This is a genomic window from Actinotalea fermentans (assembly GCF_007991475.1).
Taxonomy (GTDB): domain Bacteria; phylum Actinomycetota; class Actinomycetes; order Actinomycetales; family Cellulomonadaceae; genus Actinotalea; species Actinotalea fermentans.
On record NZ_BJYK01000001.1, the window covers coordinates 546,862 to 561,409 of the forward strand.

The following is a 14,548-nucleotide window of genomic DNA, read 5'->3' on the forward strand; positions in this document are numbered from 1 at the left end:
TCCGCGCCGTCGTGCGACGGGTTGTCACGGACCCACGGCCGGTGCCCAGCGGCGGCCGTGGTTAACCTGAGCGCGTGACCGGCGCCCCGGGGACCGCCACGGCCGCACACACGGCCCGCACGGACGCGCCGTCGTGGTCCTGGTGGCGCGAGGCCTCCGGCTCGGTCGCGGACCTCGGCGTGCTGGTGCCGATCGCGGTCGCGCTCATCGTCTCGAACGGGCTCGCGCCGACGGCGGTGCTCCTGCCGGCTGGGCTCGCCTACCTTGCCGTCGCAGCCCTGTACCGCCTGCCGGTCGCCGTGCAGCCGCTCAAGGCGTTCGGGGCCGTCGCGATCGCCGTCGGCGCGGGGGCGGACGTCATCGCGGCGGGCGCGCTGCTCATGGGCGCCGTCTTCGTCGTCCTCGGCGCGACGGGCTGGCTCGACCGGGTGGCGCGCGCGTTCCCGCAGGCCGTCGTCCGCGGTGTGCAGCTCGCGGTGGCGCTCACGTTCGCGAAGATCGCCTGGGGGCTGGTCGTCGACCCGTCCGCGGCGTTCGTCCGGCAGCCCGGCGTCGCCGTCGCCGCGGTGCTGGCGGTGGCCCTCGCCGTCCTCCTGCTCCGCTGGCCGGTGCTCGCGCTCGTCGTCGTCGCGCTCGGTCTCGCGGTGGCCGTGGTGCTCGCGGCGCCCGACGTCGCGCCCGGTCCCTCCGCGCTGACGCCTGCGATGCCGGACGCGGCGGCGTTCGCCTCGGCGGCCGTCCTCCTCGTCCTGCCCCAGCTGCCGTTGACCTTCGCGAACTCGTGCCTGGCGCCCGCGGACGCCGCGCGCCAGTACTTCGGTGACCGCGCGGCCCGCGTCACGCCGAGCAGGCTCGCGCTCAGCCTGGGAGCCGCGAACCTCGTCGCGGGCGGCATCGGGGGCATGCCGGTGTGCCACGGGGCCGGCGGGCTCAGCGCGCACCACGCCGCGGGTGCGCGCACGTGGCGGGCACCGGCGCTCATCGGCGGGGCGCTCGTGCTGCTGGCGCTGGTCGCCGGACGGGGCCTGGCCGGCGTCCTCGGTGCGTTCCCCGTGCCGGTCCTCGCGGCTCTCCTGGTCGTGGGGGCCGTCGCGCACGCCCGGCTGCTGCGCGACGTGCGCGGGTGGGCCGCGTGGTCCGTGGTGGTCGTCGTCGGGGTGCTCGGGGTCGTGGTGAACCTGGCGCTCGGGATGCTCGTCGGACTCGCGGCGCACCTGACGGTGCGGCAGCTGACGGGGCGGCAGCTGGCAGTGCGGCAGCTGGCGGGGCGACAGAGGGGAGGGCGTCGGTGACGCCGCAGAAGACGGTGCCCCCGCTGGTGGCGCCGGGGCCGCCGCTGACGGCCGCCGAGCGTGCGCGCTACTCGCGGCACCTGCTGCTGCCCCAGATCGGGGACGAGGGCCAGCGCAGGCTGCGGGCCGCCCGCGTGGCGGTCGTCGGTGCGGGCGGGCTCGGTGCGCCGGTGCTGCAGTACCTGGCGGCCGCAGGCGTCGGGCGCCTGGGGATCATCGACGACGACGTCGTGGACGTCACCAACCTGCAGCGCCAGGTGGTGCACGGGCACGCCGACGTCGGCCGGCCCAAGGTGGACAGCGCGGCCGACGCCGTGCGCGCCATCGACCCGGGAGTGGAGGTGGTCGAGCACCGGGTGCGGCTCACGGAGGCGAACGCGGACCTGCTCGCCGGCTACGACCTCGTCGTCGACGGCGCCGACAACTTCCCGACCCGCTACCTGGTCAACGACGCGTGCGTGCGACTGGGCCTGCCCGAGGTCTGGGGGTCCGTGCTGCGCTTCGACGCGCAGGTCTCGGTGTTCTGGGGGCGCCCGCCCGCGGCCTGGCCGGTCGCGCCGGTGCAGCTGCGGGACGTGTTCCCGGAGCCGCCACCCGAGGGCGCCGTGCCGTCGTGCGCGGCGGCGGGCGTGCTCGGGGCGCTGTGCGGGCAGGTGGGGTCGCTCATGGCGACGGAGGCGATCAAGCTCGTCACCGGCACCGGTCGGCCCCTGCTCGGGCGGCTCGCGGTGCTCGACGCCCTGGCCGGTACCTGGCGGGAGGTCCCGCTGCGCGCGGCGGCGATCGGGCGGACGGTCGCCGGGTCGGGTGATACTGCGGTGGTGTCCGGCGACCAGCCCCCCGCCCCCGTCCGTCCCGCCGACGGCGCTCCCACCCCACGCGAGCCCGGGGAGGTGACGCCACGCGAGCTCGTCGGCCTGCTCGCCGCTGACGCCGTCACCCTGCTCGACGTCCGCGAGCCCGCCGAGCGCGCGATCGTCACGATCGCCGACGACGACCTGCCGATCCCGCTCGGCGAGCTGCCCGCGCGCGTGGGCGAGGTGCCGGCCGACCGTCCGGTGGTCGTCTACTGCCGCAGCGGCGCGCGCTCCGCGACCGCCGCGCGTTACCTCGCCGGCGTCGGCTACGACGTCGCGAACCTCGTCGGCGGAGTCCTGGCCTGGGCCGGCGACGTGGACCCGTCCCTGCCGCGGTACTAGCCGGGCGACGGAGGTTTGTCCCGGAGATCGCACGGGAGGCGGTCACCGGGCCGTGCCATGATCGGGCCGGTCGACCGGGGGAGGGCCATGCGCACCGTCAACGAGCACCGCGCCGCCGCGCTCGCCCTCGCCGCACCCCTCGAGGCGATCGAGCTGCCGCTGGCCGAGGCTGCGGGCCACGTGCTCGCACGCGACGTGTGCGCCGACGGGCCGCTGCCGCCCTGGGACAACTCGGCGATGGACGGCTACGCCGTGCGGGCCGCCGACGTGAGCGCCGCGGTCCCGGACGGCCCCGTGCGGCTTCGGGTGATCGCGGACCTGGCGGCGGGCAGCGCCGCGACGCCCGTCGTCGGCCCGGGCGAGGCCGCCCGCATCATGACCGGGGCCCCGATGCCCCCCGGCGCCGACGCCGTCGTCCCGGTCGAGCAGACCGACGCGGCCACGGACGTGGTCGCGATCGGCGCGCCCGCGCGGGTGGGGGCGCACGTGCGCCGGGTCGGGGAGGACGCCGCCGCCGGTAACGTGGTGCTGGCCGCCGGGGCCCTGCTGGCCGAGCGTCGCGTGGGTGCCCTCGCGGCAGCCGGCGCGGGCACCGTCACGGCGCACCGGCGCCCGCGCGTCCTCGTGCTCGCGACCGGCTCGGAGCTCGTGGCTCCCGGCGAGCCCCGCGCCCGGGGTCAGATCCCCGACTCCAACTCGTTCCTCCTGGCGGCCGCGGTGACCGCCGCCGGGTGCGAGGCCGTGCGGCTGCCGCCGGTGCCCGACGACGCGGCGCGCCTGCGCGAGGTGCTCGCCGCGCACGAGGCGGACGTCGACGCGGTGATCACCGCCGGCGGGGTGAGCGTCGGGGCGTACGACGTGGTCAAGGAGGCCCTCACCGGGTGGGGCGACGTGGCGTTCGTCGCCGTCGCGATGCAGCCGGGCAAGCCGCAAGGGCTCGGGCGGCTGCCCGGCGGCACCCCGGTCTTCTGCCTGCCGGGCAACCCCGTGAGCGTCTTCGTCTCCTTCGAGGTGCTCGTGCGGCCGGCGCTGCTGCGGATGCGCGGCCTGACAGCGGTGGACCGGCCGACGGTGCCCGCCACCGTCGAGGACGGCTGGCGCACCCCGCCCGGGCGCGCGCAGTACATGCCGGTGGCGCTGCGGGACGAGGGCGGCGCCTGGCGGGTGCGGCGCGCGGTCCCGGGCGGCTCCGGGTCGCACCTGGCCGCCGGCCTCGCAGCCGCCGACGGCCTCGCCGTCGTCCCGCTCGACACGTCCGAGGTGCGCTCGGGCGACCTGCTCACCGTGATGAGGTGCGAACCATGAGCCAGCCCTTCGGGCATCTCGACGAGCGCGGCGCGGCGCGGATGGTCGACGTGACCGGCAAGGAGCCGACCCGCCGGGAGGCGACGGCGACCGCGCTCGTGCGCTGCTCGCCCGAGGTCGTGACCGCCCTGCGGGACGACGCCGTGCCGAAGGGCGACGTGCTCGCCGTCGCCCGGATCGCCGGCGTCGCGGCCGCCAAGCGGACCCCCGACCTCCTGCCGTTGGCCCACGTCATCGGGGTGCACGGGGTGGAGATCGTGCCCGTGGTGACCGACGAGGGCGTGGCGATCCGCGCGACGGTGCGGGCGGTCGACCGGACGGGCGTCGAGATGGAGGCCCTCACGGCTGCCAGCGTCGCCGCGCTCGCCGTCGTCGACATGGTCAAGGGCCTGGACCGGACGACGTCGATCGCGGACGTGCGCCTCCTCGCGAAGTCGGGCGGACGCTCGGGTGAGTGGGTGCGCGACGACGTGCCGGCGACGCCCGCGCCCGACGGCACCGCGGCCCCCGGTGAGGCGTTCGACGCCGTCGTGCTCGCGGGCGGCGAGGGGCGCCGCCTCGGCGGCGTCAGCAAGGCGGAGCTGCGCCTCGGGGAGCGCACCTACCTCGACCGGGTGCTCGACGCCGTCGTGGGCGCCCGGCGGCGGGTCGTCGTCGGTCCGGCCGAGCTGGCCCGGCCGGACGTCCCGACGACCCTGGAGGACCCGCCGCTCGGGGGGCCCGTCGCCGGCATCGCCGCGGGCCTGGAGCACCTCGGCCCGGCGGGCGCGCCGTGGGTCGCCGTCTTGGCGTGCGACGTGCCGCGCGCGGCGGGGCTGCTGCCTCGGCTCACCGAGGCCCTCGCCGCCGACCCTGCCGCGGACGGCGCCGTCGCGGTCGACGGGCAGGGGCACCGGCAGGCGCTGGTCGGCGTCTACCGCCGCGCGGCGCTCGCGGCCGCGGTGGCGGCGCTCGCCGCCGACGGCGGCACCCACGGTCGCTCGGTCCGCTCGCTCGTCGGCGGGCTCAGGCTCGCCGAGGTGGGGGACCCGGACCGTCTGTCGGCCGACGCCGACACCTGGGAGGACGTCGCCGCGCTCGCGGCGGCGGACGGGACGAAGGAGCAGGCATGAGCGCGCACGAACCGGTCGGCGACGACCTGCACCGCTGGGTCGCGCACCTGACCGAGCAGCTCGGGGTCGACCCGGACACCGTCGAGGTGCAGTCCGTGCTGGACCTGGCGCGCGAGGCGGCGTCGGGCGTGGGGCGGCCGGCCGTCCCGCTGACGTCGTTCCTCGTCGGTTGCGCCGTGGGCGCGCGCGGTGGCGGGCGGGCGGCGTTCGACGAGGTCGCCGCGCAGGTCACGGAGCTCGCGCGGGCGTGGTCGCCGGGGGGCCCGGCGTGATCACGGTGCGGTACTTCGCGGGGGCGGCCGAGGCGGCCGGCGTGGACACCGAGCAGGCCGCCACCGGCACCGCCGACACGGTCCGTCGTGCGCTCGTCGAGGCGCACGGCCCGGCGCTCGCGCGCGTGCTCGAGCGCTGCTCGCTGCTCGCCGACGGCGTCCGCGTGGACGGCGACACTCCCGTGCCGGACGGCGCGACGCTCGACGTGCTGCCGCCGTTCGCCGGGGGCTGACCCGCCTCAGCCGCCGATGGCGCTCATCGGCCGGTCGGGCTGGAGGAACGCCGGGTCGTCGATGTCGTGCCCCGGTCGCTTGCTCGCCAGGCACGCTCGGAACGCGGCCTCCAGGCGCGCGTCCACGTCGGCGTCCACCTCGGGCCCCGCCTCGTCGCCGGCCGCGTGGCCCGCCCCGTGGCCGTCCTGGCGCACGATGCTCCGCAGGTCCGTCTCCGACCGCGCGAACAGGCAGGCCCGCAGCTGTCCGTCGGCCGTGAGCCGGACGCGGTCGCACGCCCCGCAGAACGGCGCCGAGACCGAGGCGATGACACCGACCGTCGCCGGGCCGCCGTCGACGTACCAGAGCTCCGCCGGCGCCGACCCGCGGCCGGGCACCTCGGTCAGCGAGTACTCGGCGGTCAGCCGGTCCAGGATCTCCGCCTGGCTCACCATCCGGCGTCGGTCCCACGTGTGCCCCGGGTCCAGCGGCATCTGCTCGATGAAGCGCATCTGGTAGCCGTGCTCGAGGGCGTAGCGGACCAGCGGCACCACGTCGTCCTCGTTGACGTCCCGCATCACCACGGCGTTCAGCTTGATCGGCGCGAGGCCCACGGCCTCGGCCGCGGCGATCCCGGCCAGGGTCTGGGGCAGGCGGTCGCGTCGGGTCAGCGACCGGAAGCGGTCGCGGTCCAGCGTGTCGAGGCTGATGTTCACGCGGGCGAGGCCGGCGTCGCGCAGCGGCCCCGCGAGCGCGGGCAGCCGCAGGGCGTTGGTGGTGAGCGAGACCTCGGGACGGCCGGCGGCGCCCTCGAGCGCGGCGAGCCGGCGCACGACGTCGACGACGTCGGGGCGCAGCAACGGCTCGCCGCCCGTCAGCCGGATCTCGCTGATCCCCAGCCGCACGCCGACGGACGCGATGCGCACGAGCTCGGCCGTCGTGAGCATGGTCGGGCCGGGCAGCCAGGGCACGCCCTCGGCGGGCATGCAGTAGGTGCACCGCAGCGAGCAGCGGTCGGTCAGGGAGATCCGCAGGTCCCGGTGGACGCGGCCGAACCTGTCGACGAGCGGTGCCGGCGCCGTCACGTCAGGCCCGCCCACACGTGGGAGCCGTCGGCGAGCACCTCGCGCTTCCAGACCGGCAGCTCGGCCTTCACCGCCTCGACGAGGTCGCGGCAGACGTCGAATGCCAGTGCGCGGTGCGCGGTCGCGACCACCGCGACGAGCGCGGGCTCGCCGACCGCGAGGCGGCCGACGCGGTGGGCGAGCGCGAGCCGGAGCACGCCCTCGTGGGCGGACGCCTCGTCCGCCAGGCGCCCCAGGACGGCGGCGGCGTCCGGGTGCGCCGAGTACTCCAGGGCCACGACCCGGCCCTGGACGGCGGGGTCGTGGTCCCGGACCCGGCCGACGAAGACGGCGACGGCGCCGGCCTGGGTGTCGTCCACGGCCGCGAGGAGGTCCGCCGGCACGAGCGGCTCGGCGCTCAGTGCGACGACCGCCATCAGTGGTCGCCCCCGGCGAGCTGGTCGAGCAGGTGGTCGAGCAGGGGGAGCAGCACCCGCAGGCCGTCCCGCACGCCGCCGGTGCTGCCGGGCAGGTTCACGACGACAGCGCCCTCGCCCGTCACGCCCGCGAGACCGCGCGAGAGGACGGCCGTGGGCACGGTGTCCGCCGACGCGCGGCGCACGGCCTCCGCGAGCCCGGGCAGCTCGCGGGCGAGCAGCGGCCGCGTCCCCTCGGGGGTCTCGTCGCGCGGCCCGACGCCCGTGCCCCCGCTGGTGACGACGACGCGCGCCCCGGCGGCGACGGCGGCGCGGACCGCCGCCGTGACGCTCGCGGCGCCGTCGGGCACGACCGAGCGGTCCGCCGGGTACCCCGCCTGCGCGAGGAGGTCGACCGCAGCCGGGCCGGACCGGTCCTCCGCGAGCCCGGCGGAGCACCGGTCCGAGACGACGACGACCGCCGCCCGGACGCCCGCCGGGGTCACCGGACGCCCACCATGAGCGCGGTGTAGCCGCTGGCCGGGTACGCGGCGCGGACGGCGTCCGTGACGGGCCCGAGATGCTCGGTCCCGGCGAGGAGCGCCTCCACCATGACCTGCAGCTCGAGGCGGGCGAGCGGTGCGCCGGGGCACGCGTGGATGCCGGTGCCGTACAGCAGGTTGTCGGCGGGGTCGCGGTCGAGGCGGAACTCGTCCGGGTCGCCCATGACCGTCTCGTCGCGGTTGGCCGACGCCCACAGCAGAGTGACGGGGGCACCGGCCGGGATGCGACGACCGGCGACCTCGACGTCGCGCGTGGCCCGGCGGCGGTTCGCCACGAGCGGCGGGTGGATGCGCAGGAGCTCGTCCACGGCGCTGGGGATCGCGGCGGGGTCGGTGCGCAGGAGCTGCTGGACCTCGGGCCGCTCGGCCAGGGCGTGCACGAGGATGCCGACGCACGCCGCGATGGTGCTCAGCTCGCCGACCGTCCAGTTGCGGATGAGGCTGACGAGCTCCTCGTCGGTCAGCGGGCGCCCGTCCACCCGTTCGGTGAGCAGCTCGGCGGTGACGTCACCCGGCGCGGAGACGAGCCCGGCGGTGCGGCGTCGGGCCGCGATCTCGCCGCGGATGTAGCCGTCGAACTCGAGCGCCACGGCGGCCAGCGCCTCGGGGTCCCGGCTCAGCGAGGCCCGGTGGTTGCGCAGGGTCCAGTCACGCAGGGGGCCCTCGAGCGCGGCGGGCCACCCCATGAACGCGCTCTGCACCCGGAGGGCGAAGGCCCGGGCGAGCGGGTCCATGACCTCGGTGGGGCCACCGCGCGGCAGGTCCGCGACCAGGCGGGCGGCGATGTCGCGGACCGCCGGCTCGAGCGCCGACATCCGCTCGGGCGTGAAGTACCGCTCGTTGATGCGCCGGTGCTCGGTGTGCTCGGGGGGGTCCATCCCGTTGGGCACGGACACCCGGGGGGACACCACGTTGCTGAACGTGTCGTGGTCCCGGGCCGCGGCGACGACGTCGTCGTGCCGGAAGAGGGTCCAGCCGAGGTAGTCGCTGTGTGCGACCGGGCAGCGGCCGCGCATCGCGTCGTAGGCGGTGAGCTGGTCGGCCAGCACCTCGGGTGCGCGCGGGTCCCAGTCGCTCCCGGTCCTCACCTCGGTCATCGGCGCCACCCCTCGGTCCCTGCTCGGTTCGTGTGCTCCGGTCGCCGACCGGGCTCGCCTGCGCGGCCGGCCCGCGGACGCGGACCACGCTATCCAGCCGACGATGCGGTGCGGCACGCCCGAACCCGGGAATACTCGTCCCATGAGCGCGGGGATCACGGGACGCACACTCGCCTCCGCACGTCGTCTGGCCATCCTGCGCTTCCTGCGGGAGGCCGGCGAGCCGGCCCTCGTCACCGAGGTCGCGCAGGCCACCGGCCTGCACCCCAACACGGCCCGGGAGCACCTGGACCGGCTGGTCGCCTCGCGCTTCGTCGAGAGCACGGCCGAGCGCCGCGGGACCCAGGGGCGCCCGCGCCTGCGGTACTCGATCGTCCGGCGCCGGGCCGCGGCCACGGCCGACGAGCGGTTCCGCGAGGCGTATCTGGCGAGCGCCCGCGAAGGGCTCGACCTCCCGGACCAGGCGTCGCCCGACGGCGGCGCCGCCGGGGAGGTGGCGGGGCAGCTGGCGGCCCTGGACCTGCACCTGGACGACCTCGGCTTCGCCCCCGAGGTGGCGCCGGCCGATCGCGCGGTGCACCTGCACCGGTGCCCGTACGCCACCCTCGCCCACGAGCGGACCGAGCTGCTGTGCGAGGTCCACCTGGATCTCGCCCGTGACGTGCTCGCCGCCGAGGGTGGGCCGGTCACGGCCGAGAGCCTGGAGCCCTTCGTCGGCCCCCGGCACTGCGTGCTGCATCTCGACGGTTTCTGACGGGCCGCCGCGCGCATCTCCGGAGTTTTCCCGGGATTCCCGGCGTCTTCCTCTCGCGCCCGCCGCCCAGACTCGTCAAGATGGCTGCGGGACCGTGGCCGCGCGTGGCACCCGGAGGAACGATGGCGATCGTGAACCCCAGCGTCGACCTGGCGCGATGGGACCCGGAGGACCCCGAGCGCTGGGACAAGCGGTTCGCGTGGCGCACGCTCTGGATCACGACGTACAACCTCACGCTCGCGTTCTGCGTCTGGTACCTGGTCAGCGCGATCGCGCCCCGCCTCACGACGATCGGCTACGACCTGACGGACGCCCAGCTCTACTGGCTGGTCGCGGTGCCGGGGCTCTCCGGCGGTCTGATGCGCCTGATCTACATGTTCCTGCCGCCCATCGTGGGGACGCGCACGCTCGTCGGCGGCTCGGCCACGCTGCTGCTGCTGCCCATGCTCGGCTGGACCTTCGCCGTCCGGAACGTGGACACGCCGTACTGGGTGCTGCTGCTGCTGGCCGCGGCGTGCGGCGTCGGCGGTGGGGCGTTCTCGGGCTTCATGCCCTCCACGAGCTACTTCTTCCCGCGGCGGATGGCGGGCACCGCGCTCGGCCTCCAGGCGGGCCTCGGCAACTTCGGCGTGAGCCTGATCCAGTTCCTCACGCCGTGGGTGGTCGGCTTCGGCCTCCTCGGCGTCACCGCGCTGACGCCGCAGGAGAAGATCGACGGCGGCCACATGTGGCTGCACAACGCCGGACTCGTGCTCGTGCCCTGGGTGATCCTCGGCATGGTGCTCGCCGCGGTGTTCCTGCGCCGGGTGCCCGTGGAGGCGAACTTCCGTCAGCAGCTCGACATCTTCCGGGACCGCCACACCTGGTACATGACGGCCATCTACCTGATGACGTTCGGCGCCTTCTCCGGCTTCGCCGCGCAGCTCGGGCTCATCATCAAGAACGAGTACGGCAGCTTCGCCGACGCGCCCGACCCGCTGAAGTACGCGTTCCTGGGGCCCCTCGTCGGCTCGGCGACCCGCGCCGCCTGGGGGCCGCTGTGCGACCGGTTCGGCGGCGCGGTCTGGACGTTCGTCGCGGGCGTCGGCATGACGGTCAGCACCCTGGTCACGGCGTTCTTCCTGAGCCCGACGTCGGTGGACCAGTTCGGCCCGTTCCTCATCGGGATGCTCGTGGTCTTCTTCTTCGCCGGCATCGGCAACGCGGGCACGTTCAAGCAGATGCCGATGATCTTCGCCCGACGGCAGGCCGGCGGGGTCATCGGCTTCACCTCGTCGATCGCGGCGTTCGGGCCCTTCCTCGTGGGCATGGCGCTGTCCGCCGTCTCGCCCCGCGCGTTCTTCTTCGGCGCCGTCGTGTACTTCGCGGCCTGCACGGTGCTCGCCTGGACCCAGTACGCCCGCCCGGGAGCGCCGCGCCCGAGCTGACGCCCCGGTACCGCACGCCCCGCGTCGTCGACCGAAGGAGACCAACGATGACCCAGACCGCCACCGGACCGGGCGCAGGACTCGACGGACCGGCGTCCGACGCGATCCTCCGGCTCGGCCGGCACCTGCGGCGCGGCGAGGTCTCCGACGACCTGCGCACCCTGTACCAGATCGGGGGGCGCGACGCGGACACCTTCTACCGGGACCGCTGGAGCCACGACAAGGTCGTGCGGTCCACGCACGGGGTGAACTGCACCGGGTCGTGCTCCTGGAAGGTCTACGTCAAGGACGGGATCATCACCTGGGAGTCGCAGCAGACGGACTACCCGTCCGTCGGCCCCGACCGGCCCGAGTACGAGCCGCGGGGCTGTCCGCGCGGCGCGGCGTTCAGCTGGTACACGTACTCGCCGACGCGCATCCGCTACCCCTACCTGCGCGGCCTCCTGCTCGAGATGTACCGCGAGGCGCGGGCCCGCACGGGCGACCCGGTCGAGGCCTGGGCGAGCATCGTCGACGATCCCGAGGCGTCCCGTCGGTACAAGGCCGCCCGCGGGAAGGGCGGCCTGGTCCGCGCCTCGTGGGACGAGGCCCTGGAGATCGTCGCGGCGGCGCAGGTGCACACCATCCGCCGCTACGGGCCGGACCGGGTCGCCGGCTTCTCGCCGATCCCGGCGATGTCGATGGTGTCGCACGGCGCCGGTGCCCGGTACCACGCGCTGCTCGGTGCGCCGATGCTCTCGTTCTACGACTGGTACGCCGACCTGCCCGTCGCGTCCCCGCAGGTCTTCGGAGACCAGACGGACGTCCCGGAGTCCGGGGACTGGTGGGACGCCGGCTACCTGATCATGTGGGGCTCGAACGTCCCGGTGACCCGCACGCCCGACGCGCACTGGATGGTCGAGGCCCGCTACCGCGGTCAGAAGGTCGTCGTGGTCTCGCCCGACTACGCCGACAACGTCAAGTTCGCCGACGAGTGGCTCGCCGCCGCCCCCGGCACCGACGGCGCCCTCGCGATGGCCATGGGACACGTCGTCCTGCGCGAGTTCTACGTGGACCGCCAGGTGCCCTACTTCGCCGACTACGCGAAGCGGTACACCGACCTGCCCTTCCTCGTGCGCCTGGAGGAGGCCGACGACGGCGCGTACGTGGCCGGCAAGTTCCTCACCGCCGAGGACCTCGGCGGGAGCGAGGCGACGGTGGAGAACGCCGCGTTCAAGACCGTGCTGCTCGACGCGCGGACGCAGGCGCCGGTCGTGCCGGGCGGCTCGCTCGGCCACCACTACGGCGAGGCCGGCGCGGGCCGCTGGAACCTCGACCTGGGCGACGTCGACCCGATGCTGTCGGCCGGTGGTGCGGCCGTCGGCGCCGCGCCGACGGGCGACGCGGTCGAGGTGGTCCTGCCGCGGTTCGACGCGCTCGACGGGGCGGCGTCCACGGTTCGACGCGGGGTTCCGGTCCGCCGGGTCGCCGGGCACCTGGTCACCACCGTGCTCGACCTGCTGCTGGCCCAGTACGGCGTCGGGCGCGACGGTCTGCCCGGGCAGTGGCCGACGGGCTACGACGACGCGAGCCAGCCCTGCACGCCCGCCTGGCAGGAGCAGTTCACCGGCGTGCCCGCCGCGAAGGCGGAGCGCATCGGCCGGGAGTTCGCCGCGAACGCCGAGGAGTCGCGCGGCCGGTCGATGATCCTCATGGGCGCGGGGACCAACCACTGGTTCCACTCCGACACGATCTACCGCTCGTTCCTGGCCCTGACGACGCTGACGGGCTGCCAGGGCGTGAACGGCGGCGGCTGGGCGCACTACGTCGGCCAGGAGAAGGTCCGGCCGGTCACGGGGCACAGCCTCTACGCGAACGCGCTCGACTGGTCGCGGCCGGCCCGCACGATGGTGCAGACCGCGTACTGGTACCTGAACACCGACCAGTTCCGCTACGACGCGTTCGGTGCGGACACGCTGGCCGCGCACGTGCCCGGGCGGTCCGGGGGCCACCTCACCGGCAAGGCGACCGCCGACGTCGTCGCGCAGTCCGCGCGGCTCGGCTGGATGCCGTCGTACCCGACGTTCGACCGCAACCCGCTCGACCTGGCGGACGACGCCGCGGCGGCCGGGGTGGGCGTGGGCGAGCACGTCGTCGGCGAGCTGAAGGCCGGGCGGTTGCGGTTCGCCGCGGAGGACCCGGACGCGCCCGAGAACTTCCCGCGGGTGCTGACCGTGTGGCGGGCGAACCTGCTCGGCAGCTCGGCGAAGGGCAACGAGTACTTCCTGCACCACCTGCTGGGCACCGACTCGAACCTGCGCGCGACGCAGGCGCCGCCGGACGCGCGGCCGCGCGACGTCGTCTGGCACGACGAGGCACCCACGGGCAAGCTCGACCTGCTCGTCTCGCTGGACTTCCGGATGACGAGCACCACCGTCTACTCCGACGTCGTGCTGCCGGCGGCGACCTGGTACGAGAAGTACGACCTCAACACCACGGACATGCACCCGTTCGTGAACTCGTTCAGCCCGGCGATCGCACCGCCGTGGCAGACGCGGACGGACTTCGACATCTTCCACGGCATGGCGCGCCGGTTCAGCGAGCTGGCGGCGCAGCACCTGGGGGTCCGCACCGACGTCGTCGCCGTCCCGCTCACGCACGACACGCCCGACGAGCTCGCGACGCCGCACGGCGTCGTCCGCGACTGGAAGACGGGGGAGTGCGAGCCGGTCCCGGGCGTCACGATGCCGAAGATCGTCACGGTGGAGCGCGACTACGGCGCGGTCGCGGCCAAGATGGCGACCCTCGGGCCGCTGGTCGACACGCTCGGGGCCACGACCAAGGGCGTGACGTTCGACGTCCGCCAGGAGGTCGCGTACCTGGGGCGCAAGAACGGCGTCGCGCAGGGCACGGGGAGCGTCGTCGAGGGGCGGCCGCTGCTGACCCGTGACGTGCACGCGTGCGAGGCGATCCTGGCGCTGTCCGGGACGACCAACGGGCGCCTGGCCGTGCAGGGCTTCCACACCCTCGAGAAGCGCACGGGGACGCAGATGGCGGACCTCGCGGCCGAGCACGAGGGCAAGCAGGTGACCTTCGCCGACACCCAGGCCGCCCCGACGACGGTGATCACCTCCCCGGAGTGGTCCGGCACGGAGCACGGCGGGCGGCGCTACTCCCCGTTCACGATCAACGTCGAGCGGCTCAAGCCCTGGCACACCCTGACCGGCCGCCAGCACTTCTACCTGGACCACGACTGGATGACCGAGCTGGGCGAGGGGTTGCCCGTCTTCCGGCCGCCGCTGAACATGTCCGAGCTCTTCGGCGAGAACGCCGTCGGGCACACCGGCGAGGTGGACGGCGCCGACGGTGCTGTGGGAGTGACCGTGCGGTACCTGACCCCGCACAACAAGTGGTCGATCCACTCCGAGTACCAGGACAACCTCTTCATGCTCTCGCTGTCCCGCGGCGGCCCGACCATCTGGATGAGCGACAAGGACGCCGCCAAGGCCGGGATCGCCGACAACGACTGGATCGAGGCGGTGAACCGGAACGGCGTCGTGGTGGCGCGTGCGGTCGTCTCGCACCGCATGCCCGAGGGCACGGTCTACATGCACCACGCCCAGGACCGGCTGATCGACGTCCCGCGGTCGGAGACCACGGGCAAGCGCGGCGGCATCCACAACTCGCTGACCCGCCTGCTCATCAAGCCGAGCCACCTGATCGGCGGCTACGCCCAGCTCTCGTACGCGTTCAACTACCTCGGCCCCACGGGCAACCAGCGGGACGAGGTCACGGTGGTCCGCCGCCGCAGCCAGGAGGTGACGTACTGATGCGCGTGGTTGAGCGGCGACGTCC

General features: G+C 75.2%; 13 protein-coding genes and 1 pseudogene. 10 read left to right on the forward strand and 4 right to left on the reverse strand.

What is annotated here, in order from left to right; translation table 11 throughout:
- Positions 1 to 74: 74 nt before the first annotated feature.
- The 7 genes and pseudogenes from AFE02nite_RS02575 to AFE02nite_RS02600 all read left to right on the forward strand — a co-directional run bounded on the left by AFE02nite_RS02575 (position 75) and on the right by AFE02nite_RS02600 (position 5,413).
- Positions 75 to 1,292, forward strand: coding sequence for a putative sulfate/molybdate transporter (locus AFE02nite_RS02575; RefSeq protein ID WP_034248835.1), 1,218 nt, complete (start codon positions 75 to 77; stop codon positions 1,290 to 1,292).
- Positions 1,289 to 2,491: a ThiF family adenylyltransferase gene (locus AFE02nite_RS02580; protein ID WP_034248833.1), complete on the forward strand. Its 1,203-nt coding sequence runs from the start codon at positions 1,289 to 1,291 to the stop codon at positions 2,489 to 2,491. The genes AFE02nite_RS02575 and AFE02nite_RS02580 overlap by 4 nt, the downstream gene beginning before the upstream one ends.
- A gap of 87 nt (positions 2,492 to 2,578) precedes the next feature.
- Positions 2,579 to 3,796 (forward strand): molybdopterin molybdotransferase MoeA, encoded by a 1,218-nt coding sequence (locus tag AFE02nite_RS02585; RefSeq protein WP_146819018.1) that lies wholly within the window; start codon positions 2,579 to 2,581, stop codon positions 3,794 to 3,796.
- Positions 3,793 to 4,266, forward strand: a pseudogene (gene moaC / locus AFE02nite_RS17670) (cyclic pyranopterin monophosphate synthase MoaC); the annotation flags it as partial. The gene AFE02nite_RS02585 and the pseudogene moaC, both read left to right, overlap by 4 nt.
- Before the next feature lie 60 nt (positions 4,267 to 4,326).
- A complete protein-coding gene (gene mobA / locus AFE02nite_RS17260) occupies positions 4,327 to 4,908 on the forward strand; it encodes a molybdenum cofactor guanylyltransferase (protein WP_261765500.1) in 582 nt (193 codons plus the stop codon).
- Complete coding sequence (locus AFE02nite_RS02595) at positions 4,905 to 5,180, forward strand: DUF6457 domain-containing protein (RefSeq protein WP_052114119.1); 276 nt, start codon at positions 4,905 to 4,907, stop codon at positions 5,178 to 5,180. The genes mobA and AFE02nite_RS02595 overlap by 4 nt, the downstream gene beginning before the upstream one ends.
- Positions 5,177 to 5,413, forward strand: coding sequence for a MoaD/ThiS family protein (locus tag AFE02nite_RS02600; RefSeq protein ID WP_034249503.1), 237 nt, complete (start codon positions 5,177 to 5,179; stop codon positions 5,411 to 5,413). Before AFE02nite_RS02595 ends, AFE02nite_RS02600 begins: the two co-directional genes overlap by 4 nt.
- Before the next feature lie 6 nt (positions 5,414 to 5,419).
- Here the strand turns inward: AFE02nite_RS02600 and moaA are convergent, their stop codons facing one another.
- From moaA to AFE02nite_RS02620, 4 genes are read right to left on the reverse strand one after another with little or no spacing between them, the layout of a single operon-like run.
- Positions 5,420 to 6,478 (reverse strand): GTP 3',8-cyclase MoaA, encoded by a 1,059-nt coding sequence (gene moaA, locus AFE02nite_RS02605; RefSeq protein WP_146819020.1) that lies wholly within the window; start codon positions 6,476 to 6,478, stop codon positions 5,420 to 5,422.
- Positions 6,475 to 6,894, reverse strand: a complete 420-nt coding sequence (locus AFE02nite_RS02610) for a molybdenum cofactor biosynthesis protein MoaE (protein WP_034249509.1) — start codon at positions 6,892 to 6,894, stop codon at positions 6,475 to 6,477. The genes moaA and AFE02nite_RS02610 overlap by 4 nt, the downstream gene beginning before the upstream one ends.
- Complete coding sequence (locus tag AFE02nite_RS02615; RefSeq protein ID WP_146819021.1) at positions 6,894 to 7,379, reverse strand: molybdenum cofactor synthesis domain-containing protein; 486 nt, start codon at positions 7,377 to 7,379, stop codon at positions 6,894 to 6,896. Before AFE02nite_RS02615 ends, AFE02nite_RS02610 begins: the two co-directional genes overlap by 1 nt.
- On the reverse strand, positions 7,376 to 8,533 hold the full coding sequence (locus tag AFE02nite_RS02620) for a cytochrome P450 (RefSeq protein WP_034247573.1): 1,158 nt from the start codon (positions 8,531 to 8,533) through the stop codon (positions 7,376 to 7,378). Before AFE02nite_RS02620 ends, AFE02nite_RS02615 begins: the two co-directional genes overlap by 4 nt.
- Positions 8,534 to 8,675: 142 nt before the next feature.
- On the opposite strand from AFE02nite_RS02620, the gene AFE02nite_RS02625 reads away from it, so the two are divergent.
- The 3 genes from AFE02nite_RS02625 (at position 8,676) to AFE02nite_RS02635 (ending at position 14,523) form a co-directional block, all read left to right on the forward strand.
- Entirely contained in the window at positions 8,676 to 9,287 is a 612-nt protein-coding gene (locus tag AFE02nite_RS02625) for a helix-turn-helix transcriptional regulator (RefSeq protein ID WP_034247567.1), read from the forward strand.
- Positions 9,288 to 9,367: 80 nt separating this feature from the next.
- Complete coding sequence (locus AFE02nite_RS02630; RefSeq protein ID WP_261765391.1) at positions 9,368 to 10,714, forward strand: MFS transporter; 1,347 nt, start codon at positions 9,368 to 9,370, stop codon at positions 10,712 to 10,714.
- A 47-nt stretch (positions 10,715 to 10,761) separates the two neighbouring features.
- A complete protein-coding gene (locus tag AFE02nite_RS02635) occupies positions 10,762 to 14,523 on the forward strand; it encodes a nitrate reductase subunit alpha (protein ID WP_146819024.1) in 3,762 nt (1,253 codons plus the stop codon).
- Positions 14,524 to 14,548: the final 25 nt, after the last annotated feature.

Coding starts and splice junctions, on each gene's coding strand:
- AFE02nite_RS02585 (WP_146819018.1), top strand. CDS start 2,579: ATGCGCACCGTCAACGAGCACCGCGCCGCCGCGCTCGCCCTCGCCGCA.
- AFE02nite_RS02620 (WP_034247573.1), bottom strand. CDS start 8,533: ATGACCGAGGTGAGGACCGGGAGCGACTGGGACCCGCGCGCACCCGAG.
- AFE02nite_RS02630 (WP_261765391.1), top strand. CDS start 9,368: ATGGCTGCGGGACCGTGGCCGCGCGTGGCACCCGGAGGAACGATGGCG.
- AFE02nite_RS02635 (WP_146819024.1), top strand. CDS start 10,762: ATGACCCAGACCGCCACCGGACCGGGCGCAGGACTCGACGGACCGGCG.
- AFE02nite_RS02595 (WP_052114119.1), top strand. CDS start 4,905: ATGAGCGCGCACGAACCGGTCGGCGACGACCTGCACCGCTGGGTCGCG.
- AFE02nite_RS02625 (WP_034247567.1), top strand. CDS start 8,676: ATGAGCGCGGGGATCACGGGACGCACACTCGCCTCCGCACGTCGTCTG.
- AFE02nite_RS02610 (WP_034249509.1), bottom strand. CDS start 6,894: ATGGCGGTCGTCGCACTGAGCGCCGAGCCGCTCGTGCCGGCGGACCTC.